Below are 15019 nucleotides of genomic sequence, written 5' to 3' on the forward strand. Positions count from 1 at the left end.
GACGCGATGGATGGCACCGACAAGGCCGGCACTTCCAGTGCCGGACTAAAACAAGGCAAATCGCCATCACCTTGGCTACACTCCCTGCACCGCCGCCGTGCTGCCGGGCCTCTGGCCGGCAAAGGAGTGCCTGTGGTTACCCGTTCCGCTGTGCGCCAACGCGGCGCGATCGGTCTGATGGCCGTAATGACCCTGGGCCTGGCGCTGATGTTCATGCTGCTGACGGTCGACGGCGGGCGGCTGTATCTTGAGCAACGCAAGCTGCAGCGCATCGCCGACATGGCCGCGCTCGAGGCCGCCGAACATGGCGGCCAGTGCGGCGGCAACGGCCCCCAGGCCAGCGCATTGGCGCGGACCGCTGCCACCCGCAATGGCCACGCCCCGCTCAATCCACTGATCGCCAGCTGTGGCTACCTGCGCACCGGCAATGACAACCTGCGCGTGTTCACCGCCGATGCCACGCGCAACGAAGCGATCAAGGTCGAGGTCAGCAATATCGTGGTCACCAGCGTGGCCGGAGGGATCTATGCCCTGGTACAGGGCGGCGCATTGGCGCCCACCACCACCTTGCGCGCTAGCGCGGTAGCGGCCAGTCCAGGGCCGCCCCAGGCGATGTTGAGCATTCGCAGTAGCCTGGTGAGCCTGGACTCACGTCACTCGGCCTTGCTCAATGCCCTCGTGCGCAGCCTCGGTGGCAACCTTCAGCTCGACCTGGCTAGCTGGCAGGGTATCGCCGCCACACAGATCAATCTGCTCAAGTACGCCGACCAGCTAGCCATCGACCTGGGAGTGAAGGTCGGCGATTACGACAAGCTGCTCAGCACGGATGCCACCCTCAGCAAACTGCTCGATGCCGCCGTGCGCGTCCTGCAACAAAGTGGTGCCGCCGCCGACGTCGCCACCAACCTGGGTAAGCTCGCGCTTGGTACAGCAAACGGCACGCTCCTGAACCTGGGAGACATTCTGGCAATACAGAACGGCACAGCACAGGCTGGGCTGGATACCAGCATCCAACTACTGCAACTGGTCCAGGGCATGATTCAGTTGGCTGTCAGCAATAGCGCCGCCACCGTTGATCTGCCCATCAGTGTGCTCGGGCTGGTCAATGGCCGCATCCAGATGAAGGTGATCCAACCGGAACAATTTTCAGCAGTGGGCAATCCGGCGACCGACCGGATCGAAGTGCACACCGCCCAAGTCCAGGCGCTGGTTTCGCTGGACCTGCCACTGCTCAACGGCGTCCTCGGTTTGCTGAACACCGTGCTTGGCCTAGCCGCGCCCTTGACCTCCGTGCTCAACAGCCTTCTGCACCTTAATCTGGTGGATGTCCTGCAAGGTTTGACCTGCTCGCTTGGGCTCAGTCAATGCAAATACTTGGATGTCCTACCGGTACCGGACAAGTTGTCCTTGGATATCGGAGTCGACGTGGCCAGGGCACAGAGCTTGGTTACCGATCACCGATGTGGAGCACAAAAGAGCCTGACGGTGGCGACGCAAAGCGCGGCGGCAGTTGTCTCGATCGGCAAGGCCAAGGACTCGGCGGCGTTCTTCAAGGATAGCGCGGCAGCCTTCACGCCTTTGCCGCTTGTCGATATTGGTATCAAGACATGCGGCCCACTGGGCGCCGCCTGCACTCGGGTAGCCTTTGCAGGCGGTGGCATTGGCCTGAAGGCCAGTGCACCGATTCTGCGCAGCGAAACGACGGCATTGCTGTTCGTCACCCCACCCGATATCGGCAAAACGCCCGACTATCTACGCATGAGCACGCAAGATGTCGTCGGCAGCCTCTCCAGCACGCTCGCAGGCGTACAGATCGAAGCCTACAAACCCGCTGTTGGCAACGTCTTCTCTGACGTCATGGCCTTGGTGGCTGGTACGCTCAGCTCGGTCAAAGCCATCCTCGAACCCTTGATCAAAAACCTGCTCAGTCCCTTGCTTGATCCGCTGCTCAATGTGCTGCTCAAAGTGCTTGGCATCGACCTCGCCAGCGCCGAAGTGGGCGCCAACCTCAGTTGCTCCAGCGGCCACGCTCAACTGGTGATGTGAAGCGGCAACTCGACCCGAAAGCACGCCCCTTCGCCAGCGTTGGCCACCGTCAGGCTGCCGCCCATGTGCGCGACGATCCCGTGGCTCACCGACAGCCCCAACCCGGTGCCGACCCCAGCCGGCTTGGTGGTGAAGAACGGCTCGAAGATGCGCTCGTGCAGAAGCGGGTCGATGCCGCCAGCGTTGTCGTCCACCAGCAGGCACAGGCGCCCGCGCTCCAGCACTTGGCGCACGCGAATCCAAGGGTGCTCCTGGCCCTGCTCGAGCAAGGCATCGCGGGCATTGACCATCAGGTTGATCAACACCTGCTCCAACTGGTCCTGGTGCCCGAGTACCCACGGCTGCTCGCCGGGGCATTCGATCTGCAGCACCACACCCTTGCCGCGCAAGCCTTCTTCCAGCAACGCCCGCGCGCCCTCCACGGCGGCCCAGGCGGTGAACGGCGCATGCTCGAGCGCCGAGCGCCGGCCATACACGCGCATGTGCTCCACCAGCCGCGCGGCACGCTCGACCTGGGCTTCGATGCGGCGCAGCTTGTCCGCAAGGTAAGCCGGGTCGGCGGCGCCGTTGTCCAGGCGCTTGAGCGTGTTGGCCACGGCCATGCGCATCACGTTGAGCGGCTGGTTGATCTCGTGCACCAGGCCGGTGGCCAACTCGCCCAGGGTGGCCATCTTGGCGCCTTGCAACAGCTGCTGCTGGCTGCGCCGCACCTCGGTATTGTCGCGGCCAACGGCCTGGACTTCGAGCAGACGGCCCTGCTCATCGAACAGCCCGCGGTCGGCCCACACCCACCAGGCATGCTCGCGCCCTGGCAGTTGCAGGCAGATTTGCGCGCTACTCACCGGGTGCTCGGGCGTGAGCGCGCGCAGACGCAGCAGGAACGCTTCGCGCTGCTCTTCGGACAGCCACTGCCCCAGGTCCGCGCCCTCGAGCTGCGCAGGCGCGCAGCCCAGGTAGTCGGCCAGGGGCCGGTTGCCGAACAGCAAGGTCAGGTCTGGACGGTAACGGCAGATCATCGCCGGTGAGTCCTCGACCAGTACCCGGTAGCGCTCCTCGCTCTGGCGCATGCGCTCGGCGGCTTCGGTGGCCTCGCTGACATCCAGCCATAGGCCGACCACTTCCAGCGGCTGGCCAAGATCGTCACGCAGCAAGCGCGCCTCATCGAGCATCCAGTGATAGCCCCCCAGCTGGTCGCGCAGACGGTAGCGGCACCGCACCTGGCCCTCGCGCATCAAGCTGCGGGTACGTTCCAGCCACAGCGCACGGTCCTGCGGATGCACCGCCAGGCCGGGCTGACGTGCCTGCTCGCTGTCCGGCGCCCAACCCAGCAGAGGCGCCAGGCTGGCGCTGAAGAACTCACTGTGCAACGCGCCCTCGGCATAGCGTTGCACGTAGATCACCGCCGGCGAGCTGGCGATCAGGTTTTCCAGCCGGGCGCGCGCAGCGCCGGCTTGTTGCTCCTGGGCCTTGAGCGCGCTGATATCGAGCAAAAAACCACGCACCTGCCCGTCCCGCCCATGGCCGGCCCAATGCAGCCAGCGCGACGGCGCCTGCACGTCGCTGCCCAGCACCCGCACATTCAGGCTCAGTGCATGCCCGTCACGGGCCTGGGCCAGGGCCAGTTGCGCCGGCTCACGGTCGGCGGGGTGCAGGCATGCCAGCCACTGCTGCTCGCTGGCACGGCGCGGCAGCTCGAGAGCGGCGGCCAGGCTCGGGTCCAGTTGCAAGTCACCTTGCGCCGGCCATTGCCACCAGCCCGCGCCCAACTGCTGCTGCAAATCGTCGAGGTGGGCGGCCTGCTCGTGCAACTGCTGGCGGCGATGGCGCACCAGCAACGGCTCGGCCAGGGTCCGCAGCAATGCCAGCGCCATGTCGGCCGGCGGCACCTGGGGGGCGCCAGCGCACAGCAACCACGCCTCGGCATCCTGGCCCAGACGGCAAGGCACCAGGAACAACGACACCCCACCGCACAGCGCCAGCAGCTCCAGGTCGTCATTGGCCTCGACCAGGCCCTGGGCCGGCCATGCCTGCAGCCGCGCCTGCAAGGCGCGGTCAGCGGGCCAGGGCCAGGCGCCCTCGCTGCTGGCGTAGTGTCGCCAGCCATCGGCCTCGCGCAGCAGCAAACGCAACGAGCGGGCCTGCCAGTGCTCGGCAAGCCGTTGCAACTGCTCCTCGGTGGTCTGCACCAGGCGCGCCGCGCCGCACTCACGCAGGGCATGGCCGATCTCGCCGAGCAATGGCCGCTGCCGGTCCCAGCGCTGCTCGCGCAGCAGGTCGCCGATATCGAACAGCTGCAACAGCCAACCCTGGGCCTGGCGCAGCAGCCAGCCACGGGTGTGCAGGGCCTGGCCGACAACCGTGTGGAAATCCAGGTCCAGCGGCTGTCCCTGCCAGTCGGCGGGCTCGCCTTCGAGCACCACCCAGCTGTGCCTGAGCAGGTAATCGTGCACCCGCCCACCGGCCTGCCCGGGCAGCGCCAGCAAGGTCCGCAGCGGGCCGGCCAGGCGCTGCACCCGGGCCTGGTCGTCGAGCCACAGTTGCAGGCCGACCGCTGGCGGCACCTGCGGTTCGGGCAGCGGGGTGGGCGCCGTGCGCCAGCGATCGAACAAGCCGCCACTCACAGTTGCAGGCTCGCCTGGGCCTGCAAGCGCGCGGGCAGCTTAGGCACCTCGCCGACCAGGGGCAGCACCAGGGTCGGCAAGACTCGTGTGAGCCGGTCGCGCGGGTAGTCGATGACCACCGTCAGCACCTTGTCGGCGCCAACGCTGACCCGGGTGTCGGTGATCACGCTAAAGCCCAGGGCATTGGGCATCCACGCCAACTGCTGGGCGATCACCTGGCGGGCCAGGCCCTGCACATCCAGGGCGTAGGTCTGGCTGCTCGGGTCCACCGCCACGCAGCGGCGCACCGCCTCGCTGCTGGCCTGGTTGAACGATTGCAGCATCAGCATCGGCAAGGCGTAGCTGACCAAACCGTAGAACACCGCGAAAAACACCATGAATACCGCGACAAACTCGATGGCTGCCGCGCCTTTTTGCTGCCGCGCCGGGCTTGCTTGCATGATCGCGTCTACCCTGAGTCTGAGACTTGGATAAAAGCATAGATCCGTTCAACGAATAGGGATGGCCATTTGCCAATGCACAGCATTGTTCTTCTGATGTGGCTTGCCTTGTGCACCGAACAAGATGTCCGTGAACGACAAATCTCCAACACCCTCACCCTCGGAGTCGCTGCCTGTGCCCTGGTCTGGCTGTTCGCCACCGGGCGCAGCTGGATCGGCGCCGAGGCCAGCGAGGCGGGCTGGGCACTGGCCATCGTCATGCTGCTCACCCTGCCCGGCTACATGCTCGGCCGCTTCGGCGCCGGCGACGTCAAGTTGATGGGCGCCCTGGCCCTGGCCACCAGCCCGCAGTACGTGCTCGGCACCTTCATCGGCGCCGGGGTCACGGTGCTGGCCTGGCTATTCGGTCGCCGCCGCCTGTGGACCCTGCTCAACCCCAAGGTGAAAAAGCGCATGCAAGCGCTGGCCGAACAGGTCGGTGACAAGCAGCCGTTCGCCCCGTACGTACTGGCCGGCTTCCTGCTGACAGCCGTTTGGATCCAATAGACGACCGTACGGTCGAATAAGGCGCGAGGCCAATGTACATAATTGCAAAGTGCGACTACTTTTCTACCTGCCAGAGCGTCTGGCCCGGGAGCAGGGCCGATACAACAGGGAGTTGATCGTGAACAAGTCCGTCAGTGAGGTGAAGATTCTGGTTGTCGACGACCAGCCGCTGATCGTCGAAGAGTTATGCGAGTTCCTCGAAAGCGAGGGTTACCGCTGTATCCCGGCGCACTCAACGGGCCAGGCCATTGACTGCTATAAAGCCGACGAAGCCATCGGCCTGGTACTTTGCGACCTGCACATGCCCGAGCGCGATGGCATCGAGCTGGTCCGCGCGCTGAAACAGGTTGCCGGGCAACAACGCCTGTTCGAAGCCATCATGCTGACTGGGCGCGCCGACAAGCAGGACGTGATTCGCGCCCTGCGCGAGGGGTTCGCCGACTACTACCAGAAGCCCATGGACCTCGACGAACTGCTCGAGGGCGTGCGTCGGCAAGAAGCCGCGCTGCTGGAGCGGCGTCGCAACTTCCGCGAGCTGGGCAGCCTCAATCAGCGCCTGCAAGAGCTGGCCGAGTCCATCGACGACCTTTATCAAGACCTGGAGAAAGCCCGTGGCCAGGGCGCCCACCGGCGCGCCAGCGATGCCGAGGAAGGCGAACCGGAGCTACCCGCGGCGTTCGAGAAGCTGTCGCCGCGGCAACTGGAGGTCGCCCGGCTGGTGAGCAAGGGCAAGACCAACTACCAGATTGCCTGCGAGCTGGGCATCACCGAGAACACCGTGAAGCTGTATGTGTCGCAGGTGCTGCGCCTGACCCACATGCACAACCGCACCCAGCTGGCGCTGGCACTGACCCCACGCTCGTCGCCGGTGCATCAGCGCTTTACCACGCATTGACTCGATCTCGACCAACCGACGTGGGAGCGCGAGGACTACCGGCCACGATCGCATCAGCCGCCGTTGTTCGACGAATTGATCTTGGTCCACCGGTAAAAATCCGGGATCGCGTACTTGTAGCTGTCCAGCCAGCGCTGCATGGACTGGTCGCGCTCCTTGTCCGTCTGCACCTGGCGCACCGGGGAGGCCTGGCGATTGCTTGCCTGCAGCTGCAGCAAGGTTTCCGTGGCGGTTGGCGCCCGCGGTGGACGCGCGGGATCCTCGGCCGCCGCCAGCAAGGGCATGAGCAGACAGCCGACAGCGATGCAGTGCTTGAACATACTCACCTCCAGTCAGTTGAGCAGCGCGGGGGCCGAAGCCCCGCTCGCCGCAAGCGGCCCGCGCCCACTGGCACGGATACGTTGCGCCCGGGCCCGGGCCTCGGCGAACTGCTCAGGTTGCACGTGCAGGCGCTTGACCAGGTCCTCGGCCTGGTCCCAGTGGTCCTGCAGCAGCGACAAGGTCACCAGGTTCACCGCCGGTAACGGGTTGTCGTCCCTGAGCTCAAGAGCGGTGAGGAACTCGAAGCGCGCCTGCTCGTGGTTGCCCAGGTTCATCTGCACCACACCCAGGTCGTTGCGCACGTTCTCGTCGGTCGGCGCCAGGCGCACGGCCCGTTGCAGGTTGCGCAGGGCCTGAGCGTCGTCGCCACGGGCGGCGGCCAGTTGCCCCAGGCCGTGCTCGCCCTCGGCCGCCAGGCAACCGCCGAGCAGGCTGCGGTACAGCGGCTCGGCTTCGCTGCGTCCCAGCACGCGCAGCACCTTGGCCTTGCGCAGGCGCACCTGGTCGAGGGTGTCGGGTAATTGCTCGAGGTGGGCCAACCCGGCATGGGGGCGGCCTTCGTTGATCATCTGGTCGGCCATGTCCAGGCTCAGTTGCTGGTCGGTGTCGGGCTTGCCGCAACTGCCGCCACCGAGCAGGCGGGCCAGGCCCTCGGGCTGCTGACCGGCGCAACCGGCGAGCAGCAACAGGCTGCTGAACAACAGGATCGCTTTCATCGCGTCTCTCCCCTGAACGAAAACATCCTTCTCTCGCGGATCAAAACCTCTGCACTGGACTTGACGGCAACGGCCTGGGCGGTCGCCATTCACGACCCCAGCGCCCGCGCCAGCGCAGAAAAGCCCGGCCCGGCCAGGACTATGAGCAAGGCCGGGAACAGGAATACCATCATCACCGCCGACATCTTCGCCGACATCTTCGAGACCCGCTCCTGCAAGCCGGTCAGGCGCCGATCGTCGAGCAGGTCCTTGAGCGCCAGCAGCGACTTCATCGAGCCGCTACCCTGCACCAGCAACTGCTGGAGGATCACGCAGGTGTCGATCAGCTCGTCCACCGCCAGCAACCGCGCGCTCTTTTCCAGTTCCGGCCCCAGGGCCAAGCCAGAGTCGACCCGTTGCAACACCAGGCGCAGTTCATCACTGATGTTCGGCACCAGGCTGCGCCCCTCGTGGGCCAGCACCCGCAAGGCCTGCTCCACTGCCAGGCCGGTCTCGAACAGAATGCGCAACAGCGGAATCAACAAACTGACTTCCTCGGCAATCTGTCGCTGCCGGCGCGCCGCCGCGATCACCAGCAAGCGCTTGGGCAACAGATACCCCACGCCCAGGCCGCACAGCACCAGCACGCCCCAATGCCCGCGGTTTTCCCCCGGCACGCCGTGCGCCAGCAACAGCACCACGCCTACCGCCAACAGCGGTAACCCCAGCTGCACCGCGGCGAACAGCGCGCGTTGCCGGCTGCGACGCCAACCGACCCGGTCGAGCAGCGCCTGGGTCTCGCCGTCGAGCCGTTGCAGGCGCCGCCCCAAAGGACTGCTGCCCAGCCATTGCAACCAGTCGCCCAAGCGCTCGTCCCGCCCCAACCGTCCCTGCAGGCGTCGCAGCACGCGTTGTCGGGCCTGCACCTGCCGGGCGCCCTGCCAGGCCAGCAAGGAAAAAGCGACGAACAAACACAGGGCGCTGAGCATCAGGGCCATGGTCACAAACTCCTCATCATGCGCCATAGCACCAGGCAGCCAACCGCCTGCAAGGCAAAGGCGAACAGCAGCATCATCTGCCCGTGACTGTCGCGCCACATGGCCAGTAAATAGCCGGGGTTGGCGATCAGGAAGTAACCGACCATGGTCAGCGGCAGCGCGCCAAGGATCCACGCGGTGACCCGCGTTTCACCGGTCATCGCGCGCAGTTGGCGGTCGCCCTGCTCGTGCTCGCGAATCAACTTGATCAGGTTCTCCAGCAGTTCGCTGGCGTTACCGCCATGGCGCTGGTTGATGCGCAGCCCCAGGGCGAACATGCGCAGCTCGGCCTGGCCATACAGTTCGGCCAGTTCGCTGACTGCGTCCTCCAGCGGCACGCCCAACTGCACGTTGCGCCGTACTCGCAGCATCGCCGAACGCAGCGGCTCGCGCGTGCTGTCGACGCCACCCAGTACCGCTTCGCTAAGGGTGCGCCCGGCCTTGAGGCTGCGCACGCTGTAGTCGAGCAGCCCCGGCAGTTGCTGAATGATTCGCTGCAGGCGATGGCGGCAGCGCCAGCTCAGGTAGAAATGCCCGAGCAATGGCAGGCCCAACAGCGTCATCAATGCCGCCACCCAGCCGGCGACCAGGCCTGCCAGCAGCGTCAACGCCAGCCAGGCCGCCAGCCACGGACGCGGCGAGAAGTCGGCATGCGCCAAGCCCGCGCGTTGCAACAGCGGATCGAGCCAGTCGCGCCGGGCATTGGCATTACGCACTGCGCGATAGGCCCGGCCAAGGCGCTGGAGGATGCGCTCCTCGCCACGCTTGTACAGGCCCAGACGCAACAGCAGCAGCGCCATGCCCAGCAGCAACGGCGACAACGCCAGCAGCAGCGGCCCCATCACAACACCCCCTCGTGGCGCAGCTTGCTGCCCGCCGGGTTCGGCGCCTCGCGCAAAAAGCCGTCGCCGCTGCGCCGGTCGAGACGGAACAAGGTATTGGTGACATATACGTCGTCGCGCACGCCTACCACTTCCAGCACCTCGCTCACGCAGCGCCGGCCATCGGCCAGGCGAGTCAGCTGGATCACCACGTCCAAGGCCGCGCAGATCATCTGCCGCAAGGTCTTCTCGGCAACCTGGCGCCCCGTCAGGCCGACCAGGGTCTCCAGGCGCAGCAAGGCATCCTGGGCGGTGTTGGCATGCACGGTGCTCATCGACCCGTCGTGGCCGGTGTTCATCGCGGTCATCACATCGAGCACCTCGGCGCCGCGAATCTCGCCGAGGATGATGCGGTCGGGGCGCATGCGCAGGGCATTGCGGATCAGCTCGCTGGCCTTGATCTCGCCATGGCCCTCGGCATTCGGCGGGCGGGTCTCCAGGCGCACCACGTGGGGGTGGTGCAGTTGCAGTTCGGCCACGTCCTCGATGGTCACCAGGCGCTCCTGGGGCGCGATCATCTGGCTGAGGATGTTCAGCAGCGTGGTCTTGCCGGTGCCGGTGCCGCCGCTGACCAGGATATTGCAACGTCGGGCCACGGCCCGTTCGAGAAAGTCGTAGATGGCCTGGTCGATGGCCCGCGTGGCCAGCAGGTCGGCGCTCTTGAGCATGTCCTGGCGGAACTTGCGGATCGACAGGCACGGCCCGTCCAGCGCCACCGGTGGAATGATCGCGTTGACCCGGCTGCCGTCGGGCATGCGCGCGTCGACCATCGGCGACGACTCGTCCAGGCGCCGGCCCAGCGGCGCGAGGATGCGCTGCATCACCCGCTCGACATGGTGCGCATCGATGAAGCGCAGGTCGGTCTGCTGCAACAAACCGGCGCGCTCGACGAACACCCGGTAAGGGCCGTTGACCAGGATCTCGGTGACGCTCGGGTCGCGCAGCAGCACTTCCAGCGGCCCGTAGCCGGTCAACTCGTCGACGATCTCCTCGGCCAGACGCTCCATCTCGTAGCGCGAAAGCGCCAGGCGCAGCCGGGCGACATAGTCGCCGACCTGTTCGAGGACGAACTGTGCCAGTGCCGGGCGCGGGCCTTCGAGCAGGTTGCGGCCGCTGTCCTCGATAGCGTCGATGACGTGCCGATGCAAGGCGCGCTTGAGCACCTGCGGATCGCTTGCGGCATGGCGCGGTCCGCCAAAGGGTTCTTCGAGGCTCATCGGTTGCCCCACAGCCGGCGCAACCAGGCATGGGCCGGCGGCGCCAGGTTTTCCGAGCGACGCGCCAGGCGCTCACCGAGGCCGCGCAAGGCCTGGGTCAGGCTTTCGCGCGGGGCCAGCTCGAACAGGCTCAGGCCCTGGTTCTTGGCGTTCAGACGCACCTCCGGGCTATGCGGCATGACATTGAGCAACGGCAAGCCGTAGCGCTTGGCCAAGGTCTCGGCATCCGGCGCCACCTGGCGCAGGTAGCGGTCGACCAGCAAGCTGGCGTGCTCGAGCTTGATCCCGCGATCACGCCACTGCTCGAGCAGGTCGAGGTTGCGCCGGCAATCGAGGATGTTCTGGTCGGTGTACAGGATCAGCTTGTCGCAGTGGCTGACGATGGTGCGCAACGCCTCGCTGTCGCCCTGTCCGGTGAGGTTCACGACGATGTGCTGGAAGTGCTGGCGCAGGGCGCCGAGCAGCATGTACACCTCGGCGGCGCTGGTCTGGCCGAGGGCATCGTCGTTGTCGGCATAGGCGAGGATGCGCAGGCCGCCCTTGTCGCGGCTGAAGGCGCTGTCGATCAGGGTCGCGTCAAGGCGGCGCAAGTGACGCAAGGCATCGCCGAAATGGAACGAGGCCTCCAGCCCCAGCAGTGCCAGGCTGTCGCCACGGGGCAGACCAAGGTCGAGCAACAGGGTTTGCTGGCCGCTGTCCTGCACCACCCGCGCCAGATGAGTGGTGAGCAACGCGCCATCGGCGCCGTGCTGGGCGCCATACAGCACGCTCAGGCCCCCCAGGTTGGGGTTGCTGGCCACCGTCGGCAGGCGCTTGCCCAGGCGCCGCACCAGGCCGGCCACCTCGCTGGCGCGCGAGCCGTAGGCGACGAAGTCGCGGGCACCGGCACGCATGGCATGCAGCACCAGCTGGTTATCCATGCCATCGCCAAGGGCGACGATCGCCAGCATTGGCTTGGCCTCCAGCAGGCCCTCGATCAGCGCGCACTGGCCGATCAACTGCTCGCGGTCCAGGCCGATGAACACCAGGTTGCTGAAAGTCATGTCGACCAAGGCCAGCAATTCGTCGAGGCCTGGGCTGCTGGCGCCGATCACCTGGCCAAGCGGCGCCAGGGCGCCCTGCAACCAGTGCAGGTCTTCCTCGTTGCGGGTCAGGGCCAGGTAGGTGTGATTCAGGCTTTCGCTCATTGGGACAACCCGCCACGGCCTTCGAAGTTGCCGTTTTCCATGAAGAACAGGCGACCCCAGCTAGGGTCGTAGGTACGCAGGCGCTCGCCGGGCAACTCGGGCAGGCGCGCGTTGGCGGCCAGCGGCTGGACCAGATGCGGGGTCACGATCATCAGCAGTTCGGTCTCCTCGCGGTTGAGCGCCGACTGACGGAAGAACGCGCCGATGATCGGTAAATTGCCCAGCCCCGGCATCTTGTCCACGCCCGAACGCACGTTGCTGGTGATCAGGCCGCTGATGATGAAGCTCTCGCCATCGGCCAGAGAAATGCTGGTATCGGTGCGCCGCACGCTCAACCCCGGCACCCGGGTGCCGGCGATGACCACCGCGTTGTTGTAGTCGAGCTCACTGACCTCGGGGGCCACCTTCAGGGTGATGCGGTCACGGCTGACCACCGTGGGGGTCAGCGCCAGGCGCACGCCGAACTCCTTGTACTCGATCGACACGTTGTCGCTGCCGCTGCTGGGCACCGGAATGGGAATCTCGCCACCGGCCAGGAAGCTTGCGGTCAAGCCGCTGAGCACGGTGAGGCTGGGGCGTGCCAGGGTGTAGGCGAAGCCGCTGTTCTCCAAGGCGTTGATCATCGCCATGAAGCGCCCATTGTTGCCGCCCAGGACGATGTTGAAGACATTGTCGTTCAGCCCCACGCCGGGCAGGTCGGTCGGACGTACCGTGGCCCCGGGCACCGTGCCGGGCGCACCGACCAGGCTATTGGAGCCCTTGAAGAACAACCGCGCGCCGGCCTCCTTGTACTTGAGCCGGCGCACCTCGACGAAGCGGATGTCAGCCTGCACCTGCACCGGCAAATCGGCTTGCGCCGACGGTAGTTGCGCGGTCTCGGTCATGTCGGCGCTGGCCCGGCCTTTGACGAACAGCATGGCGCGGTGCGGCTGCGCGGCGCAGTCGGTCCACAGCATCAGGCTGGTGCTGCCTTGGGCCACCGCCGTCAGCAGCACCGCGCGCTCGCCGCTGGGCTGCACATCGGCGACCTTCGGCTCACCCACCGCGGCACGGGTGATCGCCACTGGCAAGCGCAGCTCCTGCTGCAAGCCCTGGTCCAGCTCGATCACCGAGGGCAACTGGCCAAAGGCCGCACAGCCGCTGGCCGCCTGCGCGAAAGGTGCCAGCATGGCCAGGCCGAGCAGCCAGGCACAGGGAAGAACACGCAAAGAACTACGCATGGATCGCATCCTTGCCGGTCAGGGAGTCTTGTTGTTATCGCCGCTCTGCGAGCCACGGATGATCTGCATGGCCGGCGCGCCGGCAGCAGCCATCGCGGCGGAACTGGCCGCGGGCACCTGGGACAATTGGCTGAAGCGGTAGAGCTCGCGCTTGGCGCTGTCCAGCTGCGGGCTGGCGGCCTGGCCGGACCAGTACGCCGCCAAGCGCTGTTCATCGGCGCTGCGCACCGCCAGGCGCAAGGTGCCGGCCTGGGCCGCCAGCATCAGGCGGCTGGCCAGGGCTTCGGGCACCGCCAAGCCAACCGTGCGGGTGGCGTTGCTGTTCAGCGACTGCTGGTCGCGACGGGCCTTCTGCTCCTCGGCGGTCTGTGCCGGCCGGCCATCGTTGGCCAACCCGGTCTGCTGGTCGACGCTGAGCACACGCAGGGCCGGCAGCACCACCTGGGCGGAGGACTGCGGGTTGTTGTTCTCTTCACGCAGGAACAGCAGCACATCGACGAAGTCACCTGGGCGTAGCTGGCCGCCGGCGCCAATCACGTCATCCACGGCCACCGCCACCGCGCGCTCATGGGGGCGAATCATCCGCGCCAACGGGCCACCGGCCTGGAAGCTCGATTCATCCAGCCAACTCCCTGCCGAAAGCGGCCGCGTACTGCTGCGCCCAAGCACCTGATCTAAGCGCTGGAAGGCCCCGGCAGGCACCACTTGCAGTCGGTCTACCAGTACATCCTCTTCGGTCAGCGGGATATTGGCCGGTACCGACCGGCGCACAACGACAATAGGCGAACGCGCAGGCTCGGGGGGCGCGGCAGCTACCACCGGGGCTGGAACGGCGGCCTCGCTGGGGGCCACGGCCGGCGCGGGCGGCAACTCGCTCGGGCGGCTCAGGCGCAGGCCCCAATAACCGGCGAGCAAGGCTGCCAGGAGGAACAGGCCGGCGAGGATCAGGGTCAGGCGACTACTCATTTCCGCTCTCCCTCCATGCCCGCAACCAATGATGGCAAAAGGAAACTATTTCGCTATTGGACGGTAGCTGAGCCGTAATCTTTCGCCATTACCTGTGCCGTTTTTTTCGAGCCATGAAATTGACGCGCTGCCAAAACAGGCACTTGGATTGCCTGATCCGTACCAATACTTTCGAGTTATCACCTTCTTACATTTGCAGCCTGCCACGGCTTGGCGATGCTCTGATGGCAAAGGGGTATCACTCAACAAGCCCCGATTACCGGCGCCCAACGAGCGCGAGGAGAAATGCCATGCTGCTGCTTCAGAAGCTGTTCATCCATTGCAAGGTCTTCCTGCAGAGCAAGGAAGGCGCATCCGGCATCGAGTACGCCGTGATCGCTGCCATGGTGGCGGTGGTGCTGGCCGGTTTCGTCGACCCCATCTCGACCCAGGTCAAAACGATCATGAACACCATCAAGGACGCGATCACCCCCTGATCAGCTGAAGCCAGCATGACCTGTAGTCCCCTGAACAGGAGCCGACCATGCCCACCTCTTCCTTGCGGCAACAGATCCTGCTGGTAGACGACGAGGAAGAGGCGTTGCTGGAGCTGGCCGAGTTGCTGGAGAACGAAGGGTTCAATTGCCACACGGCCGCCTCGGTGAAAGCGGCCCTGCAGCAACTGACCCGACACCCGGACGTGGCGCTGGTGATCACCGACTTGCGCATGCCAGAGGAAAGCGGCATCGGCCTGGTTCGGCGCTTGCGCGAGCACACCGCACGCCAGCACCTGCCCGTGATCGTGATGTCCGGGCATGCCGACATGGACGATGTCAGCGACCTGCTGCGCTTGCAGGTGCTGGACCTGTTTCGCAAACCGATCTATCACGCGCGCCTGCTGGAAACGCTGGACAATCTGTTCCCCAAGCCGTTGATGCAGGCCGTTAAATAGCTGGGACTACACTAGG

Annotated in this window: 15 protein-coding genes; 5 read left to right on the top strand and 10 right to left on the bottom strand. The window is 66.0% G+C overall.

What is annotated here, in order from left to right:
- Positions 1 to 6: 6 nt before the first annotated feature.
- Complete coding sequence (locus E3U47_RS15270) at positions 7 to 2046, top strand: pilus assembly protein TadG-related protein (RefSeq protein WP_256660288.1); 2040 nt, start codon at positions 7 to 9, stop codon at positions 2044 to 2046.
- Here E3U47_RS15270 and E3U47_RS15275 read toward each other — a convergent pair.
- Both E3U47_RS15275 and E3U47_RS15280 read right to left on the bottom strand, forming a co-directional pair.
- On the bottom strand, positions 2031 to 4655 hold the full coding sequence (locus E3U47_RS15275) for a PAS domain-containing sensor histidine kinase (protein ID WP_256660289.1): 2625 nt from the start codon (positions 4653 to 4655) through the stop codon (positions 2031 to 2033). The genes E3U47_RS15270 and E3U47_RS15275 overlap by 16 nt on opposite strands.
- 8 nt (positions 4656 to 4663) lie before the next feature.
- The gene (locus E3U47_RS15280; protein ID WP_134692466.1) at positions 4664 to 5107 is read right to left on the bottom strand and encodes a TadE/TadG family type IV pilus assembly protein; all 444 of its coding nucleotides are present in this window, start codon (positions 5105 to 5107) and stop codon (positions 4664 to 4666) included.
- 75 nt (positions 5108 to 5182) lie between these two features.
- On the opposite strand from E3U47_RS15280, the gene E3U47_RS15285 reads away from it, so the two are divergent.
- On the top strand, positions 5183 to 5653 hold the full coding sequence (locus E3U47_RS15285) for a prepilin peptidase (RefSeq protein ID WP_134692468.1): 471 nt from the start codon (positions 5183 to 5185) through the stop codon (positions 5651 to 5653).
- Between the two features lie 112 nt (positions 5654 to 5765).
- A complete protein-coding gene (locus E3U47_RS15290; RefSeq protein ID WP_372239511.1) occupies positions 5766 to 6548 on the top strand; it encodes a response regulator transcription factor in 783 nt (260 codons plus the stop codon).
- Between the two features lie 53 nt (positions 6549 to 6601).
- Here the strand turns inward: E3U47_RS15290 and E3U47_RS15295 are convergent, their stop codons facing one another.
- From E3U47_RS15295 to cpaB, 8 genes are all read right to left on the bottom strand, one after another.
- Positions 6602 to 6868: a DUF3613 domain-containing protein gene (locus E3U47_RS15295; RefSeq protein ID WP_134692472.1), complete on the bottom strand. Its 267-nt coding sequence runs from the start codon at positions 6866 to 6868 to the stop codon at positions 6602 to 6604.
- A 12-nt stretch (positions 6869 to 6880) separates the two neighbouring features.
- Positions 6881 to 7585, bottom strand: coding sequence for a tetratricopeptide repeat protein (locus E3U47_RS15300; RefSeq protein WP_134692474.1), 705 nt, complete (start codon positions 7583 to 7585; stop codon positions 6881 to 6883).
- Positions 7586 to 7674: 89 nt separating this feature from the next.
- Positions 7675 to 8562, bottom strand: a complete 888-nt coding sequence (locus E3U47_RS15305; protein WP_134692476.1) for a type II secretion system F family protein — start codon at positions 8560 to 8562, stop codon at positions 7675 to 7677.
- A gap of 2 nt (positions 8563 to 8564) precedes the next feature.
- On the bottom strand, positions 8565 to 9446 hold the full coding sequence (locus tag E3U47_RS15310) for a type II secretion system F family protein (protein ID WP_134692478.1): 882 nt from the start codon (positions 9444 to 9446) through the stop codon (positions 8565 to 8567).
- Complete coding sequence (locus E3U47_RS15315) at positions 9443 to 10699, bottom strand: CpaF family protein (protein WP_134692480.1); 1257 nt, start codon at positions 10697 to 10699, stop codon at positions 9443 to 9445. The genes E3U47_RS15310 and E3U47_RS15315 overlap by 4 nt, the downstream gene beginning before the upstream one ends.
- Complete coding sequence (locus tag E3U47_RS15320; RefSeq protein WP_134692482.1) at positions 10696 to 11886, bottom strand: pilus assembly protein; 1191 nt, start codon at positions 11884 to 11886, stop codon at positions 10696 to 10698. The genes E3U47_RS15315 and E3U47_RS15320 overlap by 4 nt, the downstream gene beginning before the upstream one ends.
- Entirely contained in the window at positions 11883 to 13106 is a 1224-nt protein-coding gene (locus E3U47_RS15325; protein ID WP_134692484.1) for a type II and III secretion system protein family protein, read from the bottom strand. The genes E3U47_RS15320 and E3U47_RS15325 overlap by 4 nt, the downstream gene beginning before the upstream one ends.
- 18 nt (positions 13107 to 13124) lie before the next feature.
- Complete coding sequence (gene cpaB, locus E3U47_RS15330) at positions 13125 to 14072, bottom strand: Flp pilus assembly protein CpaB (RefSeq protein WP_134692486.1); 948 nt, start codon at positions 14070 to 14072, stop codon at positions 13125 to 13127.
- A 290-nt stretch (positions 14073 to 14362) separates the two neighbouring features.
- Here cpaB and E3U47_RS15335 point away from each other — a divergent pair, with 290 nt between their 5' ends.
- Together E3U47_RS15335 and E3U47_RS15340 are read left to right on the top strand one after the other, a co-directional pair.
- Positions 14363 to 14548 carry a Flp family type IVb pilin gene (locus E3U47_RS15335; protein ID WP_134692488.1) on the top strand — a complete coding sequence of 62 codons (186 nt, stop codon included), beginning with the start codon at positions 14363 to 14365 and terminating at the stop codon, positions 14546 to 14548.
- A 47-nt stretch (positions 14549 to 14595) separates the two neighbouring features.
- Complete coding sequence (locus E3U47_RS15340) at positions 14596 to 15003, top strand: response regulator (RefSeq protein ID WP_134692490.1); 408 nt, start codon at positions 14596 to 14598, stop codon at positions 15001 to 15003.
- The last annotated feature ends 16 nt before the right edge of the window (positions 15004 to 15019 follow it).

Source organism: Pseudomonas sp. RIT623, assembly GCF_004519305.1.
Lineage (GTDB): Bacteria > Pseudomonadota > Gammaproteobacteria > Pseudomonadales > Pseudomonadaceae > Aquipseudomonas.